The organism is Corynebacterium sp. Z-1 (assembly GCF_031844665.1).
Classification (GTDB): domain Bacteria; phylum Actinomycetota; class Actinomycetes; order Mycobacteriales; family Mycobacteriaceae; genus Corynebacterium; species Corynebacterium sanguinis.
On sequence record NZ_CP134621.1, the window covers coordinates 1 to 19,671 of the forward strand.

At 63.8% G+C, this 19,671-nt stretch carries 22 protein-coding genes and 5 tRNA genes; 10 read left to right on the forward strand and 17 right to left on the reverse strand.

Annotation, left to right across the window (positions count from 1 at the left end; all coding sequences use genetic code 11):
• Positions 1-22: 22 nt before the first annotated feature.
• Both murA and ramA read right to left on the reverse strand, forming a co-directional pair.
• The gene (murA, locus tag RIU96_RS00005; protein WP_144317885.1) at positions 23-1,282 is read right to left on the reverse strand and encodes a UDP-N-acetylglucosamine 1-carboxyvinyltransferase; all 1,260 of its coding nucleotides are present in this window, start codon (positions 1,280-1,282) and stop codon (positions 23-25) included.
• Between the two features lie 24 nt (positions 1,283-1,306).
• Positions 1,307-2,146, reverse strand: coding sequence for an acetate metabolism transcriptional regulator RamA (ramA, locus tag RIU96_RS00010; protein ID WP_136648870.1), 840 nt, complete (start codon positions 2,144-2,146; stop codon positions 1,307-1,309).
• A gap of 286 nt (positions 2,147-2,432) precedes the next feature.
• On the opposite strand from ramA, the gene cysK reads away from it, so the two are divergent.
• A complete protein-coding gene (cysK, locus tag RIU96_RS00015; protein ID WP_144317884.1) occupies positions 2,433-3,368 on the forward strand; it encodes a cysteine synthase A in 936 nt (311 codons plus the stop codon).
• 116 nt (positions 3,369-3,484) lie between these two features.
• Positions 3,485-4,084, forward strand: a complete 600-nt coding sequence (gene epsC, locus RIU96_RS00020; RefSeq protein ID WP_136648872.1) for a serine O-acetyltransferase EpsC — start codon at positions 3,485-3,487, stop codon at positions 4,082-4,084.
• A 3-nt stretch (positions 4,085-4,087) separates the two neighbouring features.
• On the opposite strand, the gene RIU96_RS00025 is transcribed toward epsC, so the two are convergent.
• The 5 genes from RIU96_RS00025 to RIU96_RS00045 form a co-directional block, all read right to left on the reverse strand.
• The gene (locus RIU96_RS00025; protein ID WP_136648873.1) at positions 4,088-4,375 is read right to left on the reverse strand and encodes a GNAT family N-acetyltransferase; all 288 of its coding nucleotides are present in this window, start codon (positions 4,373-4,375) and stop codon (positions 4,088-4,090) included.
• 109 nt (positions 4,376-4,484) lie between these two features.
• A tRNA-Phe gene (locus RIU96_RS00030) sits at positions 4,485-4,557 on the reverse strand.
• 29 nt (positions 4,558-4,586) lie between these two features.
• Positions 4,587-4,660: transfer RNA gene (locus RIU96_RS00035), tRNA-Asp, on the reverse strand.
• Positions 4,661-4,825: 165 nt separating this feature from the next.
• Positions 4,826-4,899 (reverse strand) — tRNA-Asp (locus RIU96_RS00040).
• A 32-nt stretch (positions 4,900-4,931) separates the two neighbouring features.
• Positions 4,932-5,004: transfer RNA gene (locus tag RIU96_RS00045), tRNA-Glu, on the reverse strand.
• A 95-nt stretch (positions 5,005-5,099) separates the two neighbouring features.
• Between RIU96_RS00045 and RIU96_RS00050 the strand changes: the two genes are divergently transcribed.
• Both RIU96_RS00050 and RIU96_RS00055 read left to right on the forward strand, forming a co-directional pair.
• Complete coding sequence (locus RIU96_RS00050; RefSeq protein ID WP_144317883.1) at positions 5,100-5,429, forward strand: metal-sensitive transcriptional regulator; 330 nt, start codon at positions 5,100-5,102, stop codon at positions 5,427-5,429.
• The gene (locus RIU96_RS00055) at positions 5,429-6,013 is read left to right on the forward strand and encodes a CG0192 family protein (protein WP_144317882.1); all 585 of its coding nucleotides are present in this window, start codon (positions 5,429-5,431) and stop codon (positions 6,011-6,013) included. Before RIU96_RS00050 ends, RIU96_RS00055 begins: the two co-directional genes overlap by 1 nt.
• Here RIU96_RS00055 and RIU96_RS00060 read toward each other — a convergent pair.
• Complete coding sequence (locus RIU96_RS00060; RefSeq protein WP_144317881.1) at positions 6,010-6,384, reverse strand: YccF domain-containing protein; 375 nt, start codon at positions 6,382-6,384, stop codon at positions 6,010-6,012. The two genes, RIU96_RS00055 and RIU96_RS00060, sit on opposite strands and share 4 nt — an antisense overlap.
• A 77-nt stretch (positions 6,385-6,461) precedes the next feature.
• Between RIU96_RS00060 and RIU96_RS00065 the strand changes: the two genes are divergently transcribed.
• Together RIU96_RS00065 and RIU96_RS00070 are read left to right on the forward strand one after the other, a co-directional pair.
• Positions 6,462-6,941 (forward strand): hypothetical protein, encoded by a 480-nt coding sequence (locus RIU96_RS00065; protein ID WP_144740038.1) that lies wholly within the window; start codon positions 6,462-6,464, stop codon positions 6,939-6,941.
• 12 nt (positions 6,942-6,953) lie between these two features.
• On the forward strand, positions 6,954-7,520 hold the full coding sequence (locus RIU96_RS00070; RefSeq protein ID WP_311205011.1) for a hypothetical protein: 567 nt from the start codon (positions 6,954-6,956) through the stop codon (positions 7,518-7,520).
• Here the strand turns inward: RIU96_RS00070 and RIU96_RS00075 are convergent.
• The 3 genes from RIU96_RS00075 to RIU96_RS00085 form a co-directional block, all read right to left on the reverse strand.
• Positions 7,517-7,933, reverse strand: coding sequence for a hypothetical protein (locus tag RIU96_RS00075; protein WP_311205012.1), 417 nt, complete (start codon positions 7,931-7,933; stop codon positions 7,517-7,519). The genes RIU96_RS00070 and RIU96_RS00075 overlap by 4 nt on opposite strands.
• 108 nt (positions 7,934-8,041) lie before the next feature.
• Positions 8,042-8,114 (reverse strand) — tRNA-Lys (locus tag RIU96_RS00080).
• Positions 8,115-8,229: 115 nt separating this feature from the next.
• The gene (locus RIU96_RS00085; protein ID WP_136648879.1) at positions 8,230-9,738 is read right to left on the reverse strand and encodes a succinyl-CoA:acetate CoA-transferase ScpC; all 1,509 of its coding nucleotides are present in this window, start codon (positions 9,736-9,738) and stop codon (positions 8,230-8,232) included.
• A 185-nt stretch (positions 9,739-9,923) separates the two neighbouring features.
• Between RIU96_RS00085 and dusB the strand changes: the two genes are divergently transcribed.
• Both dusB and RIU96_RS00095 read left to right on the forward strand, forming a co-directional pair.
• Complete coding sequence (gene dusB, locus RIU96_RS00090; RefSeq protein ID WP_311205013.1) at positions 9,924-11,093, forward strand: tRNA dihydrouridine synthase DusB; 1,170 nt, start codon at positions 9,924-9,926, stop codon at positions 11,091-11,093.
• Positions 11,094-11,129: 36 nt separating this feature from the next.
• Complete coding sequence (locus RIU96_RS00095) at positions 11,130-11,858, forward strand: phosphate signaling complex PhoU family protein (protein ID WP_311205014.1); 729 nt, start codon at positions 11,130-11,132, stop codon at positions 11,856-11,858.
• Between the two features lie 97 nt (positions 11,859-11,955).
• On the opposite strand, the gene pstB is transcribed toward RIU96_RS00095, so the two are convergent.
• The 5 genes from pstB to mshD form a co-directional block, all read right to left on the reverse strand.
• Positions 11,956-12,729, reverse strand: a complete 774-nt coding sequence (pstB, locus tag RIU96_RS00100) for a phosphate ABC transporter ATP-binding protein PstB (protein ID WP_006840640.1) — start codon at positions 12,727-12,729, stop codon at positions 11,956-11,958.
• A 41-nt stretch (positions 12,730-12,770) separates the two neighbouring features.
• Complete coding sequence (gene pstA, locus RIU96_RS00105) at positions 12,771-13,781, reverse strand: phosphate ABC transporter permease PstA (RefSeq protein WP_186365393.1); 1,011 nt, start codon at positions 13,779-13,781, stop codon at positions 12,771-12,773.
• Positions 13,782-13,796: 15 nt separating this feature from the next.
• Positions 13,797-14,873 carry a phosphate ABC transporter permease subunit PstC gene (pstC, locus tag RIU96_RS00110; protein ID WP_136648883.1) on the reverse strand — a complete coding sequence of 359 codons (1,077 nt, stop codon included), beginning with the start codon at positions 14,871-14,873 and terminating at the stop codon, positions 13,797-13,799.
• 177 nt (positions 14,874-15,050) lie between these two features.
• On the reverse strand, positions 15,051-16,184 hold the full coding sequence (pstS, locus tag RIU96_RS00115) for a phosphate ABC transporter substrate-binding protein PstS (protein ID WP_311205015.1): 1,134 nt from the start codon (positions 16,182-16,184) through the stop codon (positions 15,051-15,053).
• A gap of 202 nt (positions 16,185-16,386) precedes the next feature.
• Positions 16,387-17,277 carry a mycothiol synthase gene (mshD, locus tag RIU96_RS00120; protein ID WP_311205016.1) on the reverse strand — a complete coding sequence of 297 codons (891 nt, stop codon included), beginning with the start codon at positions 17,275-17,277 and terminating at the stop codon, positions 16,387-16,389.
• Positions 17,278-17,305: 28 nt separating this feature from the next.
• Between mshD and RIU96_RS00125 the strand changes: the two genes are divergently transcribed.
• Both RIU96_RS00125 and RIU96_RS00130 read left to right on the forward strand, forming a co-directional pair.
• Complete coding sequence (locus RIU96_RS00125; RefSeq protein ID WP_311205017.1) at positions 17,306-18,073, forward strand: LmeA family phospholipid-binding protein; 768 nt, start codon at positions 17,306-17,308, stop codon at positions 18,071-18,073.
• Between the two features lie 21 nt (positions 18,074-18,094).
• Complete coding sequence (locus RIU96_RS00130) at positions 18,095-18,742, forward strand: heme-binding beta-barrel domain-containing protein (protein WP_144779345.1); 648 nt, start codon at positions 18,095-18,097, stop codon at positions 18,740-18,742.
• Here the strand turns inward: RIU96_RS00130 and RIU96_RS00135 are convergent.
• A complete protein-coding gene (locus RIU96_RS00135) occupies positions 18,739-19,653 on the reverse strand; it encodes an aminodeoxychorismate lyase (protein ID WP_186365996.1) in 915 nt (304 codons plus the stop codon). The two genes, RIU96_RS00130 and RIU96_RS00135, sit on opposite strands and share 4 nt — an antisense overlap.
• Positions 19,654-19,671 lie beyond the last annotated feature (18 nt).

The following is a 19,671-nucleotide window of genomic DNA, read 5'->3' on the forward strand; positions in this document are numbered from 1 at the left end:
CCCCCAGGCAAAACAGGGTTTTCTAGCGCCCCGATTCGCGCTGTACGTTCGCTCCTAAGGCCACAAGGTTCTCCACGAACCTGGGGTAGCCGCGGTCGATGTGGGCGACGTCGTGCACCGTGGTGACACCGTCTGCAACCAGTCCGGCAAGCACCAACCCTGCGCCGGCGCGGATGTCGGAGGCCCACACGTCCGTGGAAGACAGCGTGTCCACCCCGCGCAGCACAACGTGGTGCCCATCGACGTTGGCGTCGGCACCGAGGCGCAGCATCTCATCCACAAAGCGGAACCGGGCCTCGAAGACGTTCTCCGTAATCACGGACACACCGTCGGCAATCGAGGCGATACCGATTGCCATGGGCTGCAGGTCCGTGGGGAAGCCCGGGAAAGGAAGCGTCTGATAATCAACTGCCTTCGGGCGCTGATTTTGGCGGATCCGGAAGCCGTTGTCATAGGTCTCGATGTCCGCCCCCGCGGTTTTCAACTTCGACAGTGCCAGGTGGAGGTGGCGCGGGGCGATGTCGCCAACAGTGATGTCGCCCTGCGTCATCGCCGCGGCGTAGGCCCACGTGCCGGCAACAATGCGGTCACCCACCACGACGTGCTCGGTCGGCCGAAGCTTGTCCACGCCGTCAATGGTGATGGTGGAGCTGCCGGCTCCCGAAATGCGCGCGCCCATAGAGTTGAGCATGTCGCACAGGTCGACGATCTCAGGCTCGCGGGCGGCGTTTTCTAAGGTGGTGCGGCCGTCGGCAAGCGCTGCTGCGGTGACGATGTTCTCGGTCGCTCCCACGGATGGGAAGTCGAGCGAGATCGATGCTCCAGTGAGCCTCTCCGCGCGGGCGACGACAGCGCCGTGCTCAATGTGGGTGGTCGCGCCGAGCTTCTCCAGGCCGGATTGGTGCATGTCCAGGGGGCGCGAACCGATCGCGTCGCCGCCCGGCAGCGCGACGTAGGCCTCCTTGCACCGTGCGACCAGCGGGCCGAGGACGGCCACTGAGGCCCTGAACTGGCGCACCGCCTCGAAGTCGGCGTGCGGCGAGACAGCCGCGGGAGTGGTGATGCGGACCACGGGGCCGTCGATTTCTACGCCGCAGCCGAGGCCGACAAGGACGTCGCGCATCAGGGGGACGTCGAGGATTTCAGGGCAGTTGTGCAGGGTGGTTGTGCCCTCGGCCAGCAGCGCGGCCGCCATGAGCTTGAGCACGCTGTTCTTGGCGCCGTCGACACGCACGACGCCCTCGAGCCGAATACCACCGTGGACCAGAAATCGTTCTTTCACGGCCCCTAGCGTACAGAAACGCGGCTACGGCAGAGCGCCGATGCGGCGGGCGGCATTGACCGCCTCGTAGCGGGTATGCGCACCGAGCTTGCGCATCACGCTGCGCAGGTAGGACTTCACGGTTTCCGCGCCAATGCCCATTTCCTCGGCCGCCTCGACGTTGGTGTGGCCGAGTGCCACGCAGGAGAGCACGTCGAGCTCGCGGGCGGAGAGCTTAGTCGTCTGCTTGATCCGCACGGGCGACACCATCTGGTCGCACAGCTGCTCGAGGTCTTTGCGCAGGTCTTCGTCGGTGACGCGGTTAGCCAGCATGCGCAGCTTTGAGTGCGTGGAGCGCACTTGCTCCCACTCCGCGCTGTTCATCACTCGCCCAGCCTTGGCCGCGCCCTTGCCGCCGTCGGTTTGGCGCAGCGCGGCGTTGATGGCCAGGTCCTGCTCCAGACAGCGGGCGGTCATGGTGACCTCCTCGATCACCTTGTCGCCGAGGCGGACCGGCGAGTGCACGCCGACGTAGAGCACGCCGCGGATCTCGCGCTGCACGATCACTGGCACCGCGACGATCGAGTGCAGCCCCTCGTCCTGGATCTGGCGGTCGTACTCATGGGAGATGACGTTGGCGCGTGTGTAGTCAGAAATACCCACGGCCCTGCGGGTGGTGACAACGCGGCCACCGACGCCGGCGCCCGGTTCGATGACCAGGTTCTGCAGCGCCGGGGTACGCAGGCCGATCCACTGGGTGATCTGAATGCGGTTGTCGGCCAGGAGCGTTCCGTACATGGCCACGGGGATCCCGGTGGCAGTCTTCAACGTCGTAAGGGCGGCGCGGATTGCGTCGTCCTCGTCCCTGATCGTTTGAGCGTCCATCACATTCCTCACGGACCTCACCTAAGCATCTAGGCCCACCCGTGTGGGTGTCCCCGCCGGGGGGAGGTGTCCTGCCTCAAGTTGACGTATAACTGTCTGAAGCATATCGCACTTTTGGGGGTAGCCAAATTTCACAACGGTTACGGTGCCGTAGCGCCAATTCCCCCATACCGAGTGGTTCAAAGAGAACATACTGCTTTGTCTACCTAACGAGTGTATAATGGTCTACGATTGACAAAGGATCAGGGGAACCAACCCCCTAGACAAACACTTCGAAGGAGCAATCATGGCAAAGATCGCCGCTAACGTACTCGACCTTGTGGGCGGAACCCCGCTCGTTGAACTGCAGCGCGTGTCCAAGGACACCGGTGCCCGCGTGCTGGCCAAGCTGGAGTTTTACAACCCGGCTAACTCCGTCAAGGACCGCATCGGCAAGGCAATCGTCGAGGCCGCAGAGAAGTCCGGCGAGCTCAAGCCGGGCGGCACCATCGTCGAAGCCACCTCGGGCAACACCGGCATCGCACTCGCGCTCGCCGGCGCAGCCAAGGGCTACAAGGTAATCCTCACCATGCCGGAGACGATGTCCACCGAGCGCCGAGTCGTCCTGCGTGCCTTGGGAGCGCAGATCGAGCTGACCCCGGGCGCCGCCGGCATGAAGGGTGCTGTGGAGAAGGCCAACGAGATCGTCGAGAACACCGACAACGCGATCCTGGCCCGCCAGTTCGAGAACGAGGCCAACCCGCAGATGCACTACGAAACCACCGGCCCGGAAATCTTCAACGACACCGACGGTGAGATCGACATCCTTGTCGCAGGTGTCGGCACCGGCGGCACCATCTCGGGCGCCGGCAAGTACCTCAAGGAGAAGAAGTCGGACGTCAAGCTCGTCGCCGTCGAGCCCGCCGCTTCCCCTCTCCTGACCAAGGGCGAGGCCGGCCCGCACAAGATCCAGGGCATGGGCGCCAACTTCATCCCGGGCACCCTTAACCGCGAGATCGTCGACGAGATCATCACCGTCTCCAACGAAGACGCCTTCGCCGCGTCCCGCGAGCTCGCCCGCGAGGAGGGCATTCTCGGCGGCATCTCCACCGGCGCAAACCTCAAGGCCGCGCTCGAGGTCGCATCCCGCCCCGAAAACGCTGGCAAGACCATCGTGTTCATCGTCTGCGACTTCGGCGAGCGCTACATCTCCACCCCGCTCTACGAGGACATCCGCGACTAAGAGCCGCTTTTTCGCTTATCGACGCCCCTTCGCCGGGCGTCGATTTTCTTTTACTGTGAATCAAAAGCGTTGCGACCCTTCGGGCGTCGTCACGCGCGCTGATAAGCTCGAGCACCATGATAAAGGTGCTGAGAAGGATCACGGCGACGATCAAGGAAGACCTCGACAACGCCCGCCTGCACGACCCGGCCGCGCGCGGCGACGTGGAGAACGCCATCGTGTACTCGGGCCTGCACGCGATCTGGATCCACCGCGTGTGCCATTCGATGTGGAACAAGGGTTTCAAGGGCCCGGCGAGGGTGCTCGCGCAGTTCAACCGCTTCCTGACCGGCATCGAGATCCACCCCGGCGCCACCATCGGCCGGCGCTTCTTCATCGACCACGGGATGGGCATCGTCATCGGCGAGACCGCCGAAATCGGCGACGGCGTCATGCTCTACCACGGCGTCACCCTCGGCGGACAGGTGCTCACACAGACGAAACGCCACCCCACGATCGAGGACAACGTCACCATCGGGGCTGGCGCCAAGGTGCTCGGGCCCATCACCATCGGCGAGGGCTCCGCTGTGGGCGCGAACGCGGTGGTTACCAAGTCCGTTCCGCCCCACTCGATTGCCACCGGGGTCCCCGCGAAGCACCGCAAGCGGATGCAAGGCGAGAAGACGCACCTGGTCGACCCGGACCACTACGTCGACCCCGGCAGCTACATGATTTAACTGCTAGCTGGCGACGAGGTCGCGGTAACCTTCGTTCTTGCTCAGAAAGTGAGCCACCGCCGAGCAGGTCGGGATGATCTTTTTGCCGGCGGTGCGGGTGTCGTCAAGCGCATGCTGGATCAGGGGCGTCGACAAGCCCTGGCCGCGAAACTCGGGCTGGATCACGGTGTGGTTGAAATCGCGCACACCCTCGCCCGTCTCGCGAAATGCTGCGTACCCGGCGACCTTGTCGTCGACGAAAATCTCATAGCGGTTTTGGCCCTCGTTCAGCTTGACGGTCTGATCTGCCATGGTTTGATCCTTTCACTTGGGTGATGTGACACCCACCCTAGTGAACTCCGGCGCAGCGTGCCGTAAATGCAAACATCCCCTCCACCTAGGTGAAGGGGATGTGCAGGTGTGGCCAGAGCCAGGATCGAACTGGCGACCCCACACTTTTCAGGCGTGTGCTCTACCGACTGAGCTATCTGGCCGTAAACCGCCTCATCACAAAGCGATTCGGCGACCCTGACGGGACTTGAACCCGCGACCTCCGCCGTGACAGGGCGGCGCGCTAACCAACTGCGCCACAGGGCCAACTGTGTAATTTTCGCGCTCTTCCGCGACCCTCAAGACCGCGTTGTGCACGAGTGTTCACTCTACACAGAGCGCTTGAGCGAGCACAAATCGCCAGCTCTTCGCGCCTTTTGCCCGACAAACGAAAAACGGCCGAGGTGCTTCCTCGACCGTTTTTGTGTATTGCGACCCTGACGGGACTTGAACCCGCGACCTCCGCCGTGACAGGGCGGCGCGCTAACCAACTGCGCCACAGGGCCGTATTTATTTTGTTCGAACCGTGGGGCTCGAGTACCCCCAACGGGATTCGAACCCGTGTTGCCGCCGTGAAAGGGCGGAGTCCTAGGCCTCTAGACGATGGGGGCCAAGCGCACCAAAACAAAAGCGTTGAGGCAGCCCGATCATCATAAACCAGCGCGAGAACATGGAACAAACCTGCAGGCCATGTAGAGTTTCGGCCATGACTACTCCCGCCACCGAGCACAACCACGGCTACAGCCACGACAGGGACCGTTACTCCGCTCGCCTCAAGCGCATCGAGGGGCAAGTTCGCGGGTTGCAGCGCATGATCGAGTCCGACCAGTACTGCATTGACATCCTCACCCAGATCTCCGCGATCACCTCCGCGCTGGAAAACGTGGGGCTCTCGCTTCTCGACGAGCACCTCAAACACTGCGTCGCGGGGGCCGTTACCGGGGCCAGCGCTTCCGGCGACCAAGTAGCGGCCGACGCTGTGGACGCTAAGGTGGAGGAAGCAATGAAAGCAATCAAGAGAATGGTGAAAAGCTAATGGCTGAAGCAAAGATTTACGACGCAGAACTCAACCCCAGCAAAGACGAAATTGCCCAGAAGTACTCGCTGATTGCGAAGCAACTCGGCTCCTACCGCGCCGTCGACTCCGACGGCAAGGTAGGCATTGAAATTCTTGTAGGCGAAGACTCCGAGGGCAACCTCACGCAGCTCGGCCTGTCCTACCGCGAGGCCGGTGAGGCGCTTGACGACGAGTTGACCCCCATGACGCACTCCGAGCTCGGCGAGCGCTCCGTCGCACAGCTCACGGCCGATCCCGTCGCCGTGCGCGAAATTATTTCGTTGATCCTCACCGGCGGCCACGGCGCAGACTTCTCCACCGGCGAGCCCGTCTTCGACGTCTACGGCACGGGCACGAACCCGGACGCCAAGGTCACCTCCGTCGACGTTCAGGAGCACAACACCTACACCTCCCTCGGCGAGGTCGAGGTCGACGGCGAGGAGAAGAAGTTCCAGCTGCGCATCCAGAAGCGGGTCGTGCCGCAGCAGCGCGCGGCCGAGGACGAGCTGGCCCTGGTTAAGGAAGGCGATATCACGCTGATCCGCCTCGAGCTCTGGCGCTAGCTAACGATCTCCTTGCCAAACGGGAAGCAGGTCACCGGGATGAGCTTCAGGTTCGCCCAGGCCAGCGGGAGGCCGATGATGGTCAGAGCCTGCACCACCGCGGTGGCCACGTGGCCGAGGGCGAGCCACAGGCCAGCGACAACGAACCACACGACGTTGCCGATCGTGCTGGCCGCACCCGCATCCACTTGCACGACCTCGCGGCCAAACGGCCAGAGGACGTAATTGGCAATGCGGAACGACGCCACCCCGAACGGGATGGTGATGATGAAGATGCACGCGATCACCCCGGCGAGGATGTAAGCGATAAACAGCCAGATTCCCGCAGTGATCAGCCAAATGATATTGAGGATTAAACGAATCAGGCCCATATCCTCGACACTACTCGCAGCGCGCGGCCGGTGAATCCGGTTGCGCGCCCTTTCACCAGCGTGCGAGCCTAGATGGCATGGACGTGATCCCCCACTCGCACTTGGGCACCCCCGATAACCCCTCGCCCGCGGCCCACGACGCCGTCGCGGTCTGGGCTGCCGACGAGGCAGCTCAGTTCGGCCACGACGACCTCGCCTACTCCGCGCGGGAGCTGGCGGCGGTCTACGGTGACCAGGTGCGAGCGCAGCGCGCGATGCTACTCGCGTACGAGCACGACCGCTGCCTCGGTCTTGCGAACGTGGAGTTGCCTTTAGCCGACAACCGTCACATGATCGCGGTCGACTTCCGCCTGCGTCCCGAGGCCCACGGAGAGGGCGTGATGGATGCGCTTCTTGCCGCAATAGGCAACCACGCAGACGACGATCGCAGCACGCTTTTGTGCTGGACCCCGCCAACCCGGCTGTCCGACACCGGGTTGACGCCGAAAACGGGAACGGGGACACTTCCCCGCACCCCGAGTAACGATTGGTTTGCAGCGCGCGGGTTCGCTCTCTAGCAGGTTGAGCTCGTGAGCACGCTGCGCGTCGCCGACGTGGTTGAACGGGCGAATGAGGTGGCGGCGAAAAGCCCCGAGTACGACGTCGTCTCCTGGGTCGGCCCGACACCGGAGCGCTGGCGGGAAGCGATGGCGCTGCAACGGGCGTCGATGAGCACGGACGTGCCGCTCGGAGGCATCGACATGGAGCCGGAGGTCTGGGACATCGCACGTCTTCAAGAATTTGAGGCCGTCGAGCGAGCAATGGGCCGGTCGATAGTATGGACGATCGCCGTTGAGCGAGCTACCGGGGAGGTAGCTGCCCACACACTGATCGTGTGTCCGGAGGCTGGCCGCACCGACGTTGGCTTTCAGGGAGACACCCTGGTTCGCCCCGCCCACCAAGGGAAACGGCTTGGCTTGCGGGTAAAGGCCGCGAATCTGCGTCAGCTCGCCGACGCACACCCGGGCGTTGAACGCGTTTACACCTGGAACGCCGGAGAAAACCAGTGGATGCTGGCGATTAACAAGCAGCTCGGCTTCGCACCAACTGCGGCGGTGGGCTGTTGGCAGCGGGGCGTCGACAAGCGAGCGGATTAGTCCCACCAAAAGTCCCAGTCGTCCTGTCCCCTGCGCAAAACGGGCGAATAGTTGTCGACGCTATCCCAGCCTTGCTCCAGAATGTCGGGGGCGAACACGCACGCGGCGAGGCGCCGGAGGACAACTCCACCATCCGGCACGTCGTCCACCTGATCAGGGCTAGAGATCGTGCCTTCGACGACGAGCGGCCAGAAACCGAGCTGCGGGAACCTCCCTTTCAGATGTCGGGCGAGGTCCGCGAGCCTCGGGTCAGGATCGAGGTGAAATCCCGCCGTTACCTCGCGTCGCTCGGGCATGGAGACAACCCGGGGCAGGGGATGAAAGCCGGCGTCAGCGAGCAGCGACGCGAGCGCGTCTATGCTTCCGGGGTGTTGGCAGAACAGTTTCTGAGATGGGTGCGCGTCGCGGGGCACTGTTTCATTCCCCCAAAAACCAAGAAAAGTGCAGGGTGCACAAGGGGGTTTACCCTGCACCCCTCGGAAAAACCCCGCCTACGCTTCGTGGACAAACACGGTTAAAAGTGGGCCCTCCGGGGCTCGAACCCGGGACCTGCGGATTAAAAGTCCGTAGCTCTACCAACTGAGCTAAAGGCCCGACGCACACATGGTAGCGGGTCAGCACAGGCGGGTAGAAATCGGGCTGGCCCAATGCGCGCGCCCCGCTTTTACCGGTTTAGGTAAGCGGGGCGTCGAATAGCGAAGGCGAGCTTTTAGCCCTCGGTCTTCATGGTTCCGGTCTCGAGGGAGCGGATGTGGAAGTCGAAGGCGTGGCGCAGATCGTGCGGGGTCTGCTGGAACTTGGAATTCCCGGCGCGCTCAACGTACTCCTCGAGCAGCGGTCGGTAGGAGGGGTGCGCGATCGAGATCATCTTGGCCACGCGATCGCGCGGGGCCAGGCCGCGCAGGTCGGCCACGCCGTACTCGGTGACAAAGACCATTGCGTCGTGCTCGGTGTGGTCCACGTGCGAGACGAACGGGACGATCGCGGAGATCGCGCCGCCCTTCGCCTCCGAGGGGGAGATGAAGGAGGAGACGAACGCGTTACGGGTGAAGTCGCCGGAGCCACCCAGGGCGTTCATCAGGCGGGAGCCGTTGATGTGGGTCGAGTTGGCGTTGCCGTAGATGTCGGCCTCGATCAGGCCGTTGGTGGCGATCAGGCCGACGCGGCGGATCACCTCGGGGTGGTTCGAGATCGACTGCGGACGCAGGATGATGGAATCGCGGTAGCGCGACGCCTCGTTGTTCATCTTCTCCGCGTACTCCGGCGACAGGGAGAACGAGGTGGCGGAGGCGACGGTCATCTTGCCGGCGTCGATGAGATCGACCATGCCGTCCTGGATGACCTCGGTGTAGGCCTGGATGTTCTCGAACTTGGACTCCATCAGGCCCGCCATCACGGCGTTGGGCACATTGCCGACGCCCGACTGCATGACGTAGCGGTCGTAGGCGAGGCGGCCGGCCTTGACCTCGTTCTCGAGGAAGTCGAGGAAGTGGCCAGCGATCTGCTTGGAGACCTCATCGGGGGCCTTAAACGGAGCGTTGCGGTCCGGGGCGTCCGTCTCCACAATCGCGACGATCTTGGACTGGTCAACCTCGATGTAGGAGGTGCCGATGCGGTCGCCGGCGTTGGTAATCGGGACCGGGATGCGGTTCGGCAGCGGCGGCACGAGCCAGATGTCATGCATGCCCTCGAGTTCCTCCGACTGCCAGGAGTTGACCTCGATGATGATCTTCTTCGCGGCGTTGAGGAACTCCACGGAGTTGCCCACGGACGACGAAGGCACGATGTTGCCGTCCTCGGTGATGCGAACGGCCTCGACGATGGCGACGTCGAGGTCGCCGAAGAAGCCCTGCTCCACCATCATGCCCGAGTGGGAGAGGTGGAAGTCCTGGAACTTGATGGCGCCTTCGTTGATCTTGTTACGCAGCTGCGGGTCGGACTGGTAGGGCATGCGGTAGCGCAGCGCGTCCGCTTCGGCGAGGACGCCGTCGCACTCCGGTGCGGTCGACGCGCCGGTGAACAGATCGATGGCGTAGCCCTGGCCCTTATCGTGGGCCTCCTTCGCCTTTTGCGCGATCGCGCCCGGCAGGGCCTTGGGGTAGCCAGCACCGGTAAACCCGGACATGCCTACCTTGTCGCCGTGGTTGACGAACTGGACGGCCTCCTCAGCGGACATCACCTTGTCGCGCAGCCCGGCGTTAGCAATACGTTCAGTCATAGTTCAATCCCTCATTCGGTTTTTTGTTGGACTCTTTACGCCTCCACCATATGGGGAGTGCGGAAACAATGCTAGGCACTACTTTTCTTGTACTAAATTTTAGTGCAATAGGCAACGTCAAACGCTTTTCAGGGGGTGCTTCGAATTGGACTGTTACGCCACCTGCGTGGACAATGGTGCGTACTATGACTCAGGCACTCTCGGCACCACTCGCGCTGCGCATCGGGGATTTCACGCTCAACTCCCCCGTCATCCTCGCGCCCATGGCGGGAGTGACAAACATGCCGTTTCGCGTGCTCTGCCGCGAGATCGAGCAGGAACTGACCGGCACCTCGTCTGGGCTGTACGTCTGCGAGATGATCACGGCCCGAGCCCTCGTCGCACGCAACCAGAAGACCCTGCACATGACGACGTTCGCCGACGTTGAGACCCCGCGCTCCATGCAGCTCTACACCGTGGACCCGAAATTCACCTACGAGGCCGTGCGGATGATCGTCGAGGAAGATATCGCCGACCACGTCGACATGAACTTCGGCTGCCCCGTACCCAAGGTCACCCGCAAGGGCGGCGGTTCGGCGCTCCCCTACAAGCGCAGGCTCTACGCCAACATCGTCGCGGCAGCCGTGCGGGCCGCGGAGGGATCCGGCATTCCGATCACCGTGAAGTTCCGCATCGGCATTGACGACGCCCACCACACGCACCTTGACGCCGGGCGCATCGCCGCGGAGGAGGGCGCGGCAGCCGTCGCGCTGCACGCCCGCACCGCCGACCAGCGCTACTCCGGCCAGGCGCACTGGTCCGAGATCCGCCGACTTGTCGAGCACATGGAAGGCACCGGCGTCCCCGTCATCGGCAACGGCGATATCTTCGCCGCCGACGACGCCGCTAAGATGCTCGAGACCACCAACTGCCACGGGGTTGAAGTCGGCCGCGGTTGCTTGGGGCGGCCCTGGCTGTTCGCGCAGCTCGGCGCGCAACTGCGCGGGGAAGAGATCCCGTCAGAACCCACCCTCGGCGAGGTCGCCCGCATCATCTACCGCCACGCTGAGCTGCTTGCGCTTCACGACGGTGAGGAGCACGCGTGCCGGGATATCCGCAAGCACACCGGCTGGTACCTGCGCGGTTTTCCCGTCGGCGGCGAGTTCCGCAAGGACCTTGCCCGCGTTGCCTCACTAGCCGAACTCTCCGCTCTGCTGGACACCATCGCCGACTCCACCGAGCGCGCCGAGCACGCCGAGGATGCTCGCGGGCGCCAGGGCTCGTCATCGAAGGTCGCGCTGCCCGACGGTTGGCTCGACGACCCTGAGGACGACACTGTCCCGGAGGGCGCCGAGATGGACAGCAACGGCGGATAGCCCCGCGCGGTGGGTGGTGCTTGTAAGGTGAGCGATATGCGGACCAACTACAGGGAGCACCTGGACGCGTTCTCGCGCGACCTCATTGAGATGTGTCAGAGCGTCCGCGCGCTGATGGATAACGCCACCGTCGCGCTGCTGACACAAAGCCTTGATCACGCCGAGGACGCGCTGTCGTTTTCCGACGGCCTCGACGTGATCCGCCAGCGCTGCGAAACCCGCAGCATGCAGCTCCTCGCCCTCGAAAGCCCGGTTGCGTCCGACCTGCGGCAAGTTGTTTCGTCGATCTACATCGTCGAAGATTTCGAGCGCATGGGCGCGCTGGCGACCCACATTGCCAGGCTCGCCAGGTTGCGCCACCCCCACCCCGTTCTACCTGAGCCCATGGTGGTCCTGGTCGAGGAACTCGCGCGACTCGCCCACGAGCTGGGGTCGCAGACCGAGGACCTGCTTTACGCTCCCGACGCCGATGCCGCCGTGGGGCTGCGCAACGCCGACGACGAGGTTGACACGATGGCCAGCTACATCCTCAACGTTGTCACCAACCGGCACTGGGAGCATTCAACTCGCGAGGCCGTCGACCTCGCGCTTTTGTGCCGCTACTTCGAGCGCTACTCGGACCACTGCGTCAACGTCGCCGCTCGCACGGTCTTTTTGGTCACCGGGATGAAGCCGGAGGCCTACCTAGAGCATCGGCGATCCGGTGATAGCTTTGATATGGATGAGCGCTTCGCCGTTATCGAGCAGCGTTTCGACCGCACCTAGAAGAAGCACCTAGAAACAACGACACCCCGGCTGCCGCGCGCCCCATCCGTACGGGGCGGATGCGGCAACCGGGGTGGACTCGCGGTTGCTTTGGCGATTAGCCGAAGCGGCCTGCGATGTAGTCTTCGGTTTCCTTGCGCTCAGGGTTTTCGAAGATGGTCGTGGTGTCGTTGAACTCGATGAGCTGGCCCGGCTTGCCGGTTGCCTCAAGGGAGTAGAACGCGGTCTTGTCAGACACGCGCGCTGCCTGCTGCATGTTGTGGGTCACGATGACGATGGTGTACTGGTTTTTCAGCTCGTGGATCAGGTCCTCGACTGCCAGGGTCGAGATCGGGTCGAGAGCGGAGCAGGGCTCGTCCATGAGGAGAACCTCGGGGCGCACTGCGATCGCGCGGGCGATGCAGAGGCGCTGCTGCTGACCACCGGAGAGGCCGCCGCCCGGCTTGTCGAGGCGGTCCTTGACCTCTTCCCACAGGTTGGCGCCGCGCAGGGACTCCTCCGCGACCTCCTTGAGCTTCTTGCGGTCACGCTCACCGGAGAGCTTCAGGCCGGCAACGACGTTGTCCTCGATGGACATGGTCGGGAACGGGTTGGCCTTCTGGAACACCATGCCGACCGTGTTACGCACCGACACCGGGTCGATGTTCTTGCCGTAGATGTCGTTGCCATCGAGCAGGATCTCACCCTTGACGGATGCGCCGGGGATGACCTCGTGCATGCGGTTGAGGGTGCGCAGCACGGTGGACTTGCCGCAGCCGGACGGGCCGATGAAGGCGGTCACTGCCTGGGCAGGGATGTTCAGGTTGACGTTCTGCACGGCGTGGAAGTCGCCGTAGTAGATGTTGACGTCGTTGAGTACGAGCTTAGACATCAGTTTCCTCCTGGGAATGTTGGATTCGTGGGTGCGACGATTTACTTCTTGACCGAGAACTTCGAGGCGATGAGGCGCGCGATGATGTTGAGGGAGACGACCATAATCACGAGCGTCAGGGCGGCGCCCCACAGGCGGTCGTTGGCCGCACCCGTCGCGCCGGACTTCCACATGTCGAGCATGAACAGCGGCAGCGAGGACTGCGGCTGGTCGAACATGCCGAACCAGTTGGTCACCGGCGTGGAGCCGACGAGGATCAGCACCGGGGCGGACTCGCCCATGACGCGGGCCACGGCGAGCATGACGCCGGTGACAATGCCGGACAGGGCGGTCGGCAAGACGATGCGCGCGATGGTCTTCCACTTCGGAACACCCAGGGCGTACGAGGCTTCACGTAGATCCATGGGCACGACGCGAAGCATCTCCTCGGTGTTGCGCACCACGATCGGAACCATCAGCAGAATGAGCGCAAGCGACACGGCGAAACCGGAACGCTGCTGGCCGAGGACCGTGATCCACATGGCGTAGATGAACAGTGCGGCGACGATCGATGGGACACCGGAGAGGATGTCCACCATGAAGGTGGTGAGCTTACCCAGGCGGTTACCGTTGGAGTACTCCACCAGGTAGATCGCGGTGAAAATACCGATCGGAATGGAGAAGACCGAGGCGACCAAGGTTTGCATGATGGTGCCGGCAATAGCGTGGAGCGCTCCGCCGCCCTCGGCGCTGTTGCGCACGCCCAGCATGTCCTGGGTCCACCAGTCCACGCTGAAGACGGCGCCAGCGCCACGGGAGATAACCGTGAACAGCAGCCACATCAGTGGGATCAGTGCAATGATCATGCAGGCCCACATGAGCAAGCCCATGATCGAGTTCGTGGTCTTGCGGCCCGAGGAGATTTCGGTAAACGGGGTGCCGTCGCCGGACTCGCCGCGAGCAGGGGTGGTGGTAGCGGTAGCGACGGTCGAGGAACCCGTCGTGGTGCTACGGACAGTCGAAGCATCCACGGACGCGGAGTGGGAGCCGTTGTTTGGTACTGCGGTACTCATTGTGGCCTCTACCTCCTATTTCTTGTTGACGATCGCGCGGGCGATCGAGTTGACGACGAAGGTCAGGATGAACAGCACCAAACCGGCGGCGATGTAGGCGCCAGCACTGGTCGGGTTGTTGAACTCGGCAGACGCGTTAGCAATGTGGGTTGCGAACGTCGAGCCGCCGTCGAACAGCGATGCGCGGAACACCGGCGACGGCGAGACGACCATGTAGAGCGCCATGGTCTCACCGAGGGCGCGGCCGAGGCCGAGCATTGAACCTGCGATATAGCCGGACATACCGAACGGGAGGACCGTCATACGGATCACTTCCCAACGGGTTGCGCCCAACGCCAGAGCTGCCTCGATCTGGCCGGGAGGCGTCTGCACGAAGACCTCACGCGCGGTCGCGGCGATGACCGGGAGGATCATGATCGCGAGCACGATGCCACCGGTTAGCATGTTGCGGCCGGTGTAGTACGAGGGGGTGTTCGGGTACACCGCGAAGAGGAAGAACCCTCCAGCCCAGGAGTGGAGCCAGTTGTAGAACTGCCCGAGGAAGGGGCCGAGCACCTGCGCGCCCCAGAGGCCATAGACGATGGACGGCACCGCGGCAAGCATGTCCACGAGCGTGCCCAGTGGACGGACGAGGTTCTTCGGCGCGTAGTTGGACAGGAACAGCGCGATACCAAGCGCGATCGGCATCGCGATGATCAGCGCGATAAGGGAGATCGTAACCGTGGCGAAGAAGAGGTTCGGGATACCGAACTGCATCGCGTCCAGGTTCGACGTTTGCCACGGGCCGGTGTAGGTGAAGAAGCCCCAGAGGCCGCCTTCGTTACGCGCGAGCGGCGGGATAGCCTGCAGGAGCAGGAACAGGCCGATCGCGGCGATGATGACCGTAATCAGCGTTGCCGAAGCGGTGGAGAAAAATTGGAAAACTCGGTCGCCGGGGCGGATCACACCGGCGCCGCGTTGCGGGTCGCCTGTGTTCGGGGTGCCCTCCAAGGCGGGGTCTTGGCCCTTCTTAATGGGCGTGCCGGTAGAGCTCGGGATCACGGGATCTACCCTTGTCGCGTGGCCGTTACCAGGCAGTTCATTGTCAGCCATGTTCACGAATCCTTATTTATTGAATTGCAGCAGCAAAGTTTCAGCGTGTTTCTATGACATCTGTTAGTCATTGATTGCACATGTCTCGTTAACCGAGCCCATACATGGGTCTGCCCCCACTCGGCGGGGCCGCGAGGGGGCAGACGTTTTCCCTATTGAGGGGAAAGAACAGCTGTGTTAGCTGATGGCGTTGACAGCCTCGCGCAGGCGGTCAGCGTGTGCACCGGAGACCGGGATGAAGCCCTCGGAAGCGAGCTCCTCATCCTGGGAGTCGAGTGCGACGGTCAGGAAGTCCTTGACCATGTCGCGGGTCTGGTCGTCGTAACCAGCGGAGCAGACGATCTCGTAGGTGGTCAGGATCAGCGGGTAGGTGTCAGCACCGTCCATGGCGAAGAGCTTGGCTGCGTCGACGACCATGTTGTGGCCCTCGGTCTTGAACTCGAGGCCGTCGAGTGCGTTGCCCACAGTCTCCTCGTTGAGCTCAACCGGGCCGTTGCCGAAGTCGATGTTGGCAGCCTGGTCAGCGAAGCCAGCCTCGACGTAGGTGATCGCGCCCGGGATAGCCTTGACCTGCTCAGCAACACCGGTGGAGCCGTTGGCGCCAGCGCCGACAGCCTGCGGGAATGCCTTGCCGGAGCTCTCCCAGCGGCCGTCGGAGGCAGCGGAGAGGAACTTCTGGAAGTTGTCGGAGGTGCCGGACTCGTCGGAGCGGTAGATGACGGAGATGTTCTCGTCCGGCAGCTCGGCGCCCGGGTTAGCCTCGGCGATGGCCGGGTCGTTCCAAGAGGTGATGTCGCCCTTGAAGATGTCAACGAGGTTATCAACGGTGAGGTTGAGGTCCTCGACGCCGTCGAGGTTGTAAGCGATGGCAACCGGGCCGATGACCATCGGCAGGTGCCAAGCTTCGTTGCCGCCGCAGCGGTCAGCTGCCGACTGGACCTCGTCGTCCTTCAGCGGGGAGTCAGAACCTGCGAAAGCAGCCTGGTCACCGATGAAGTTCTTGACGCCAGCGCCAGAACCGGTTGCGTTGTACGCCAAGTTTGCACCCGGGACAGCCTCAGCGTAACGGGCGCCGAAGTAATCCATCGCGTTCTGCTGGGAGGTTGCACCCTCAGCGACGAGCTGACCCGTGGTGCCGGTCAGGTTGGAGTCACCAGCAGCGGCGTCGTTGGTGGCCGTATCTGCGTTGGTAGCTGCTGCGGTGGTGTCGTTGGTGGAAGCGTCGTTGGAGTCACCGCAAGCGACGAGGGATGCGGAGGATGCTGCGACGACACCTACGATGGCGGCGGTGCGCTTAAAGTTGCGAATCACGGGGTACCTTTCCGGTGCGAATTCAGATGAAGAGTTCGAGCATCGGATCCTGGTGGAAAGAGAAGCCCAACTGGATTTTCATGGTCCAGACAGACTTCATCCGATTACTCACACTTGGATAAGGTACGTGTCAACGGTTAACCGTTGGTGTCTAGCGCAATGAACAGTAGGTTAACTTTTGCGGATATTCACATCTCCGCAGCTAGGAGGCGTTTTGTTGGTACACAATATGCTTTTGCACTGTCAGGAACCCGAGATTTTCATACCGCGCCACCGCCGCACCGTTATCCGCCTCAACATACAGCTTGACCTCGGAGGATCCCTGGCCCACGAGGTGGTTCAGGCCGATCCTAAGCAGCGGATCTCCTAGCCCCTTTCGGCGGTAACTGGAATCTAACCCCACCACATAAACCTCACCTGTCACGTCCGGGTGCATCTTGGTCCAGTGGAAGCCCGCAAGGGAGTCACCCTCGTAGAGAAACCTCACCCCTTGCGGGTCAAACCACTCGGCCTCCATCCCGCGGTGCAGCCTGTCCAGATCCCAGCCGCCCTGTTCCGGGTGCCATTCGAACGCGTGATTGTTGGCGTCCAACCACGCCTGCTCAACCGTTTCTGTACCCCAGCGCTCTACCGCCTCGGAGTAGCCCAGATCACTAAACCCCTCAGGCAGCTCCACCTTCGCGGCCTCGCGCAGCTCATCGCCGTTAATCGCCATCACCAGCAGCTCACGGGTGACGCCAAGCCCACGGCTCTTCGCCAAGGCGCGAGCGGCCGGCAAGTCCCCGTGTGCCCACAGCCCGGCCTTCGGATTGCGCTCAAGGAGGACGTCGACAAGCTGCGTGCCGATGCCGCGGCCCCGGTGTTCAGGGTCAACGGCGAGCTCTGCGGAGTCGTCCGGGGCGAGCGCTGCGATGGCCACAAGGTCACCGTCGGGGCCCGTGCAGGCGAGGTGGGTGTGCTCCAGGCGGGCGTCGTCAAGCCCTGCGAGAAACTGCTCGGAAAACGCCGCGACCTTATCGTGAGTCTCGACCGTGGTCAGGAGGCTGCGGGCGGAGTCGCCGGGCAATGTCACTTCAGCAATCTTGTTCGTCATAACTTCAGGCTACGGTAGAAATAAAGGCATGAGTGTTCTCTCGCGCGTCCGCGGGATCAAAGTGGCCGCCACGATCACCGTCGTGGTGCTGGTCGTGGCTGCCGTGGCGCTGCTCGTGGACACGGCGGCGGCTTCGCGAGTCGAGCGCACCCTCGCCCTTCGCGCCAGCGCCGACGAAAGGCTCTCCGCCACCCCCGACGCTTACGTCGCGGGGTTCCCGTTTTCCCAGGTCGCGGTCACCAGTACGATCCCCCGGGTGTCCGTCTCCGCGCTCGACGCGACGGTTGAGGGCCTCGGCACGGTCAACACCACGGCGGAGGCCTTCGATATCGATATCGATGCTGAGGCCGCGTTCGCCGGAGAGTTCGCGGGCGCGTACGCCACCATGGTGCGGCGCAAAGTGCGCCTCGACGGTGTCGCGTTCGGCGAGCTGCTCGGCATGACCGACCTCGACATCGCCGACCCCTACAACATCTCTCCCTCGGGCGGCACGGCATCCGAAGCCCAACTCACCGGCACCGTCCCCGGCACGGACGCGCCCAGCACCGTGGTGGTCACCCTTCGCCTCGACGGTTCCACCTTCCAGATGCGGCCGAGCCTGCTTCTCGACGCCCCGCCCGGCGCCGAGGACAAGATCCTCGATGCCTACACCCTCGACCGCGACACCCGCGATCTGCCGCTGGGCGGGCCAGCGGACGCGGTCCTGCTCTCGGGGGGTTCGATCGAGTTTTTCCGCCAGCGCCTCAACGTCACCTTGAGCGATTCCGACCTCGCCCCGCTGCCGCCGGAGAGCTAGCCGGAGGGTAGCGTGGGGGCCATGAGCGAGACGCCGACATCGGATAACACTGCCCGCCTCGACGGCAGCGAGGCCGTCAACTTGGCCGCGGAGCAGTCGAAAAACACCGCCCACCGCAACATCCCCGGCCTCGGGTTCGAGGACTTCCCCCTGGCCGATGACACCGCCAACCTGCGCCAAGGCCCGTCGCTTCACGACGGCCTGCTCGCGCTCCTGCCGCTTGTCGGCGTGTGGTCGGGCCGCGGCCAGGCCAACGACGGCGGCGAAGAGTACGCCTTCGGCCAGCAGCTCGTGGTTTCCCACGACGGGGAGAACTACCTGCGCTTTGAGTCGCGCATCTGGCGCCTCGACGACGACGGCCAGCCGCAGGGCGCCGACCAGCGCGAGGTCGGCTTCTGGCGGATCTCGCTTTCCGACGAGATGGAGGTCACGCTGACCAACTCGCGCGGGCTGGTGGAAATCCTCTACGGGGAGCCGGTTAACGAACGCGCCTGGCAGGTCACCAGCGCGTCGACCATCGTCACGGCCACGGGCCCCGACAAGCACGGCCCCGGCAAGCGCCTCTACGGGCTGATGCCGAACAACAACCTGGGCTGGGTGGACGAGCGCGCCGTCGACGGCAAGATGGTGCCCTACATGTCGGCCGAGCTCACCCGCGTCGCCGGCTAGTCCAGCGCGGCGCGCACGAGAGCGCGGAACTCGCGCTCGCCCTCGGGCGTCGCCGCAAGCGGGCGCCCGTCAAGCTCGGTAACCCGAACTGCTTGGCGCACCGCGCTGACCAGCCACACCGACTCGGCCGCGAAGAGGTCCTCGAGGTACAGGTCCTTCGCCTTGCACCTGTACCCCAACGCGTCGGCGTGCTCGAAGATTGCCCGCTGGGTGGTGCCGGCCACGATGTCGGGCCCCGGGGCCGGGGTGCGCAGCTTTTTGTCCTTGCGCACGACGATCACACTCGACGTGGTCGCCTCGAGCACGCGCCCGTCTGTTGCGTCGACGTAGATCACCTCGTCGGCTCCGCGGGATGCGGCCCAGCGCAGCGCCGCCATCGACGCGGTGTAGTTCAGCGACTTCGCGCCCACCTTCAGCCACGGAGCCTCGTTCTCACCGTGGGCAAGGGTGTAGCCGCGCGGGGAGCTCAGCGCTGTGACCCCGGTTTCGCGCTGCCGGATGATCGACTCGTCGATGGGGCGCACCGTCAGCCAGGCCGTGGGCACACCGGTGCTTTCGCGACCACGCGTCATGGTCCAGACGCACTTCGCCTCGGAGCGCTCACCCTCGCCTTCACCGCGCTCGCGGTAGTAGTCCTCCACCGCCTGGCGCATCGCCCGAATCCAGCGGTCAACGCCCGGGTCAGGCAGGTCGAGCGCCTCGGCCGAGCGGCGGAACCGGCTGACGTGCTTGTCCACGTTCACGGGCTCGCCGCCGCGGATCAGCAGGGTTTCAAAGATCCCGTCGCCGCGGGTCACTCCCGCATCGTCCCAGAACACATGCGCCATGTTCGCGTTTTGCCTGCGGACAGAGCCTCCAAACGGTTCCACGAGGTAGATCACCGGCTGCGGAGGAATAAGCGAGGAGGCCATGATGCCCCATTATGCACG

What these genes read in the sequence shown, in the direction of transcription:
- ramA (WP_136648870.1), bottom strand. Translation starts at nt 2,146, where the DNA reads ATGGACGCTCAAACGATCAGGGACGAGGACGACGCAATCCGCGCCGCC.
- cysK (WP_144317884.1), top strand. Translation starts at nt 2,433, where the DNA reads ATGGCAAAGATCGCCGCTAACGTACTCGACCTTGTGGGCGGAACCCCG.
- epsC (WP_136648872.1), top strand. Translation starts at nt 3,485, where the DNA reads ATGATAAAGGTGCTGAGAAGGATCACGGCGACGATCAAGGAAGACCTC.
- RIU96_RS00025 (WP_136648873.1), bottom strand. Translation starts at nt 4,375, where the DNA reads ATGGCAGATCAGACCGTCAAGCTGAACGAGGGCCAAAACCGCTATGAG.
- RIU96_RS00050 (WP_144317883.1), top strand. Translation starts at nt 5,100, where the DNA reads ATGACTACTCCCGCCACCGAGCACAACCACGGCTACAGCCACGACAGG.
- RIU96_RS00055 (WP_144317882.1), top strand. Translation starts at nt 5,429, where the DNA reads ATGGCTGAAGCAAAGATTTACGACGCAGAACTCAACCCCAGCAAAGAC.
- RIU96_RS00060 (WP_144317881.1), bottom strand. Translation starts at nt 6,384, where the DNA reads ATGGGCCTGATTCGTTTAATCCTCAATATCATTTGGCTGATCACTGCG.
- RIU96_RS00065 (WP_144740038.1), top strand. Translation starts at nt 6,462, where the DNA reads ATGGACGTGATCCCCCACTCGCACTTGGGCACCCCCGATAACCCCTCG.
- RIU96_RS00085 (WP_136648879.1), bottom strand. Translation starts at nt 9,738, where the DNA reads ATGACTGAACGTATTGCTAACGCCGGGCTGCGCGACAAGGTGATGTCC.
- dusB (WP_311205013.1), top strand. Translation starts at nt 9,924, where the DNA reads ATGACTCAGGCACTCTCGGCACCACTCGCGCTGCGCATCGGGGATTTC.
- RIU96_RS00095 (WP_311205014.1), top strand. Translation starts at nt 11,130, where the DNA reads ATGCGGACCAACTACAGGGAGCACCTGGACGCGTTCTCGCGCGACCTC.
- pstB (WP_006840640.1), bottom strand. Translation starts at nt 12,729, where the DNA reads ATGTCTAAGCTCGTACTCAACGACGTCAACATCTACTACGGCGACTTC.
- pstA (WP_186365393.1), bottom strand. Translation starts at nt 13,781, where the DNA reads ATGAGTACCGCAGTACCAAACAACGGCTCCCACTCCGCGTCCGTGGAT.
- pstC (WP_136648883.1), bottom strand. Translation starts at nt 14,873, where the DNA reads ATGGCTGACAATGAACTGCCTGGTAACGGCCACGCGACAAGGGTAGAT.
- mshD (WP_311205016.1), bottom strand. Translation starts at nt 17,277, where the DNA reads ATGACGAACAAGATTGCTGAAGTGACATTGCCCGGCGACTCCGCCCGC.
- RIU96_RS00125 (WP_311205017.1), top strand. Translation starts at nt 17,306, where the DNA reads ATGAGTGTTCTCTCGCGCGTCCGCGGGATCAAAGTGGCCGCCACGATC.
- RIU96_RS00130 (WP_144779345.1), top strand. Translation starts at nt 18,095, where the DNA reads ATGAGCGAGACGCCGACATCGGATAACACTGCCCGCCTCGACGGCAGC.
- RIU96_RS00135 (WP_186365996.1), bottom strand. Translation starts at nt 19,653, where the DNA reads ATGGCCTCCTCGCTTATTCCTCCGCAGCCGGTGATCTACCTCGTGGAA.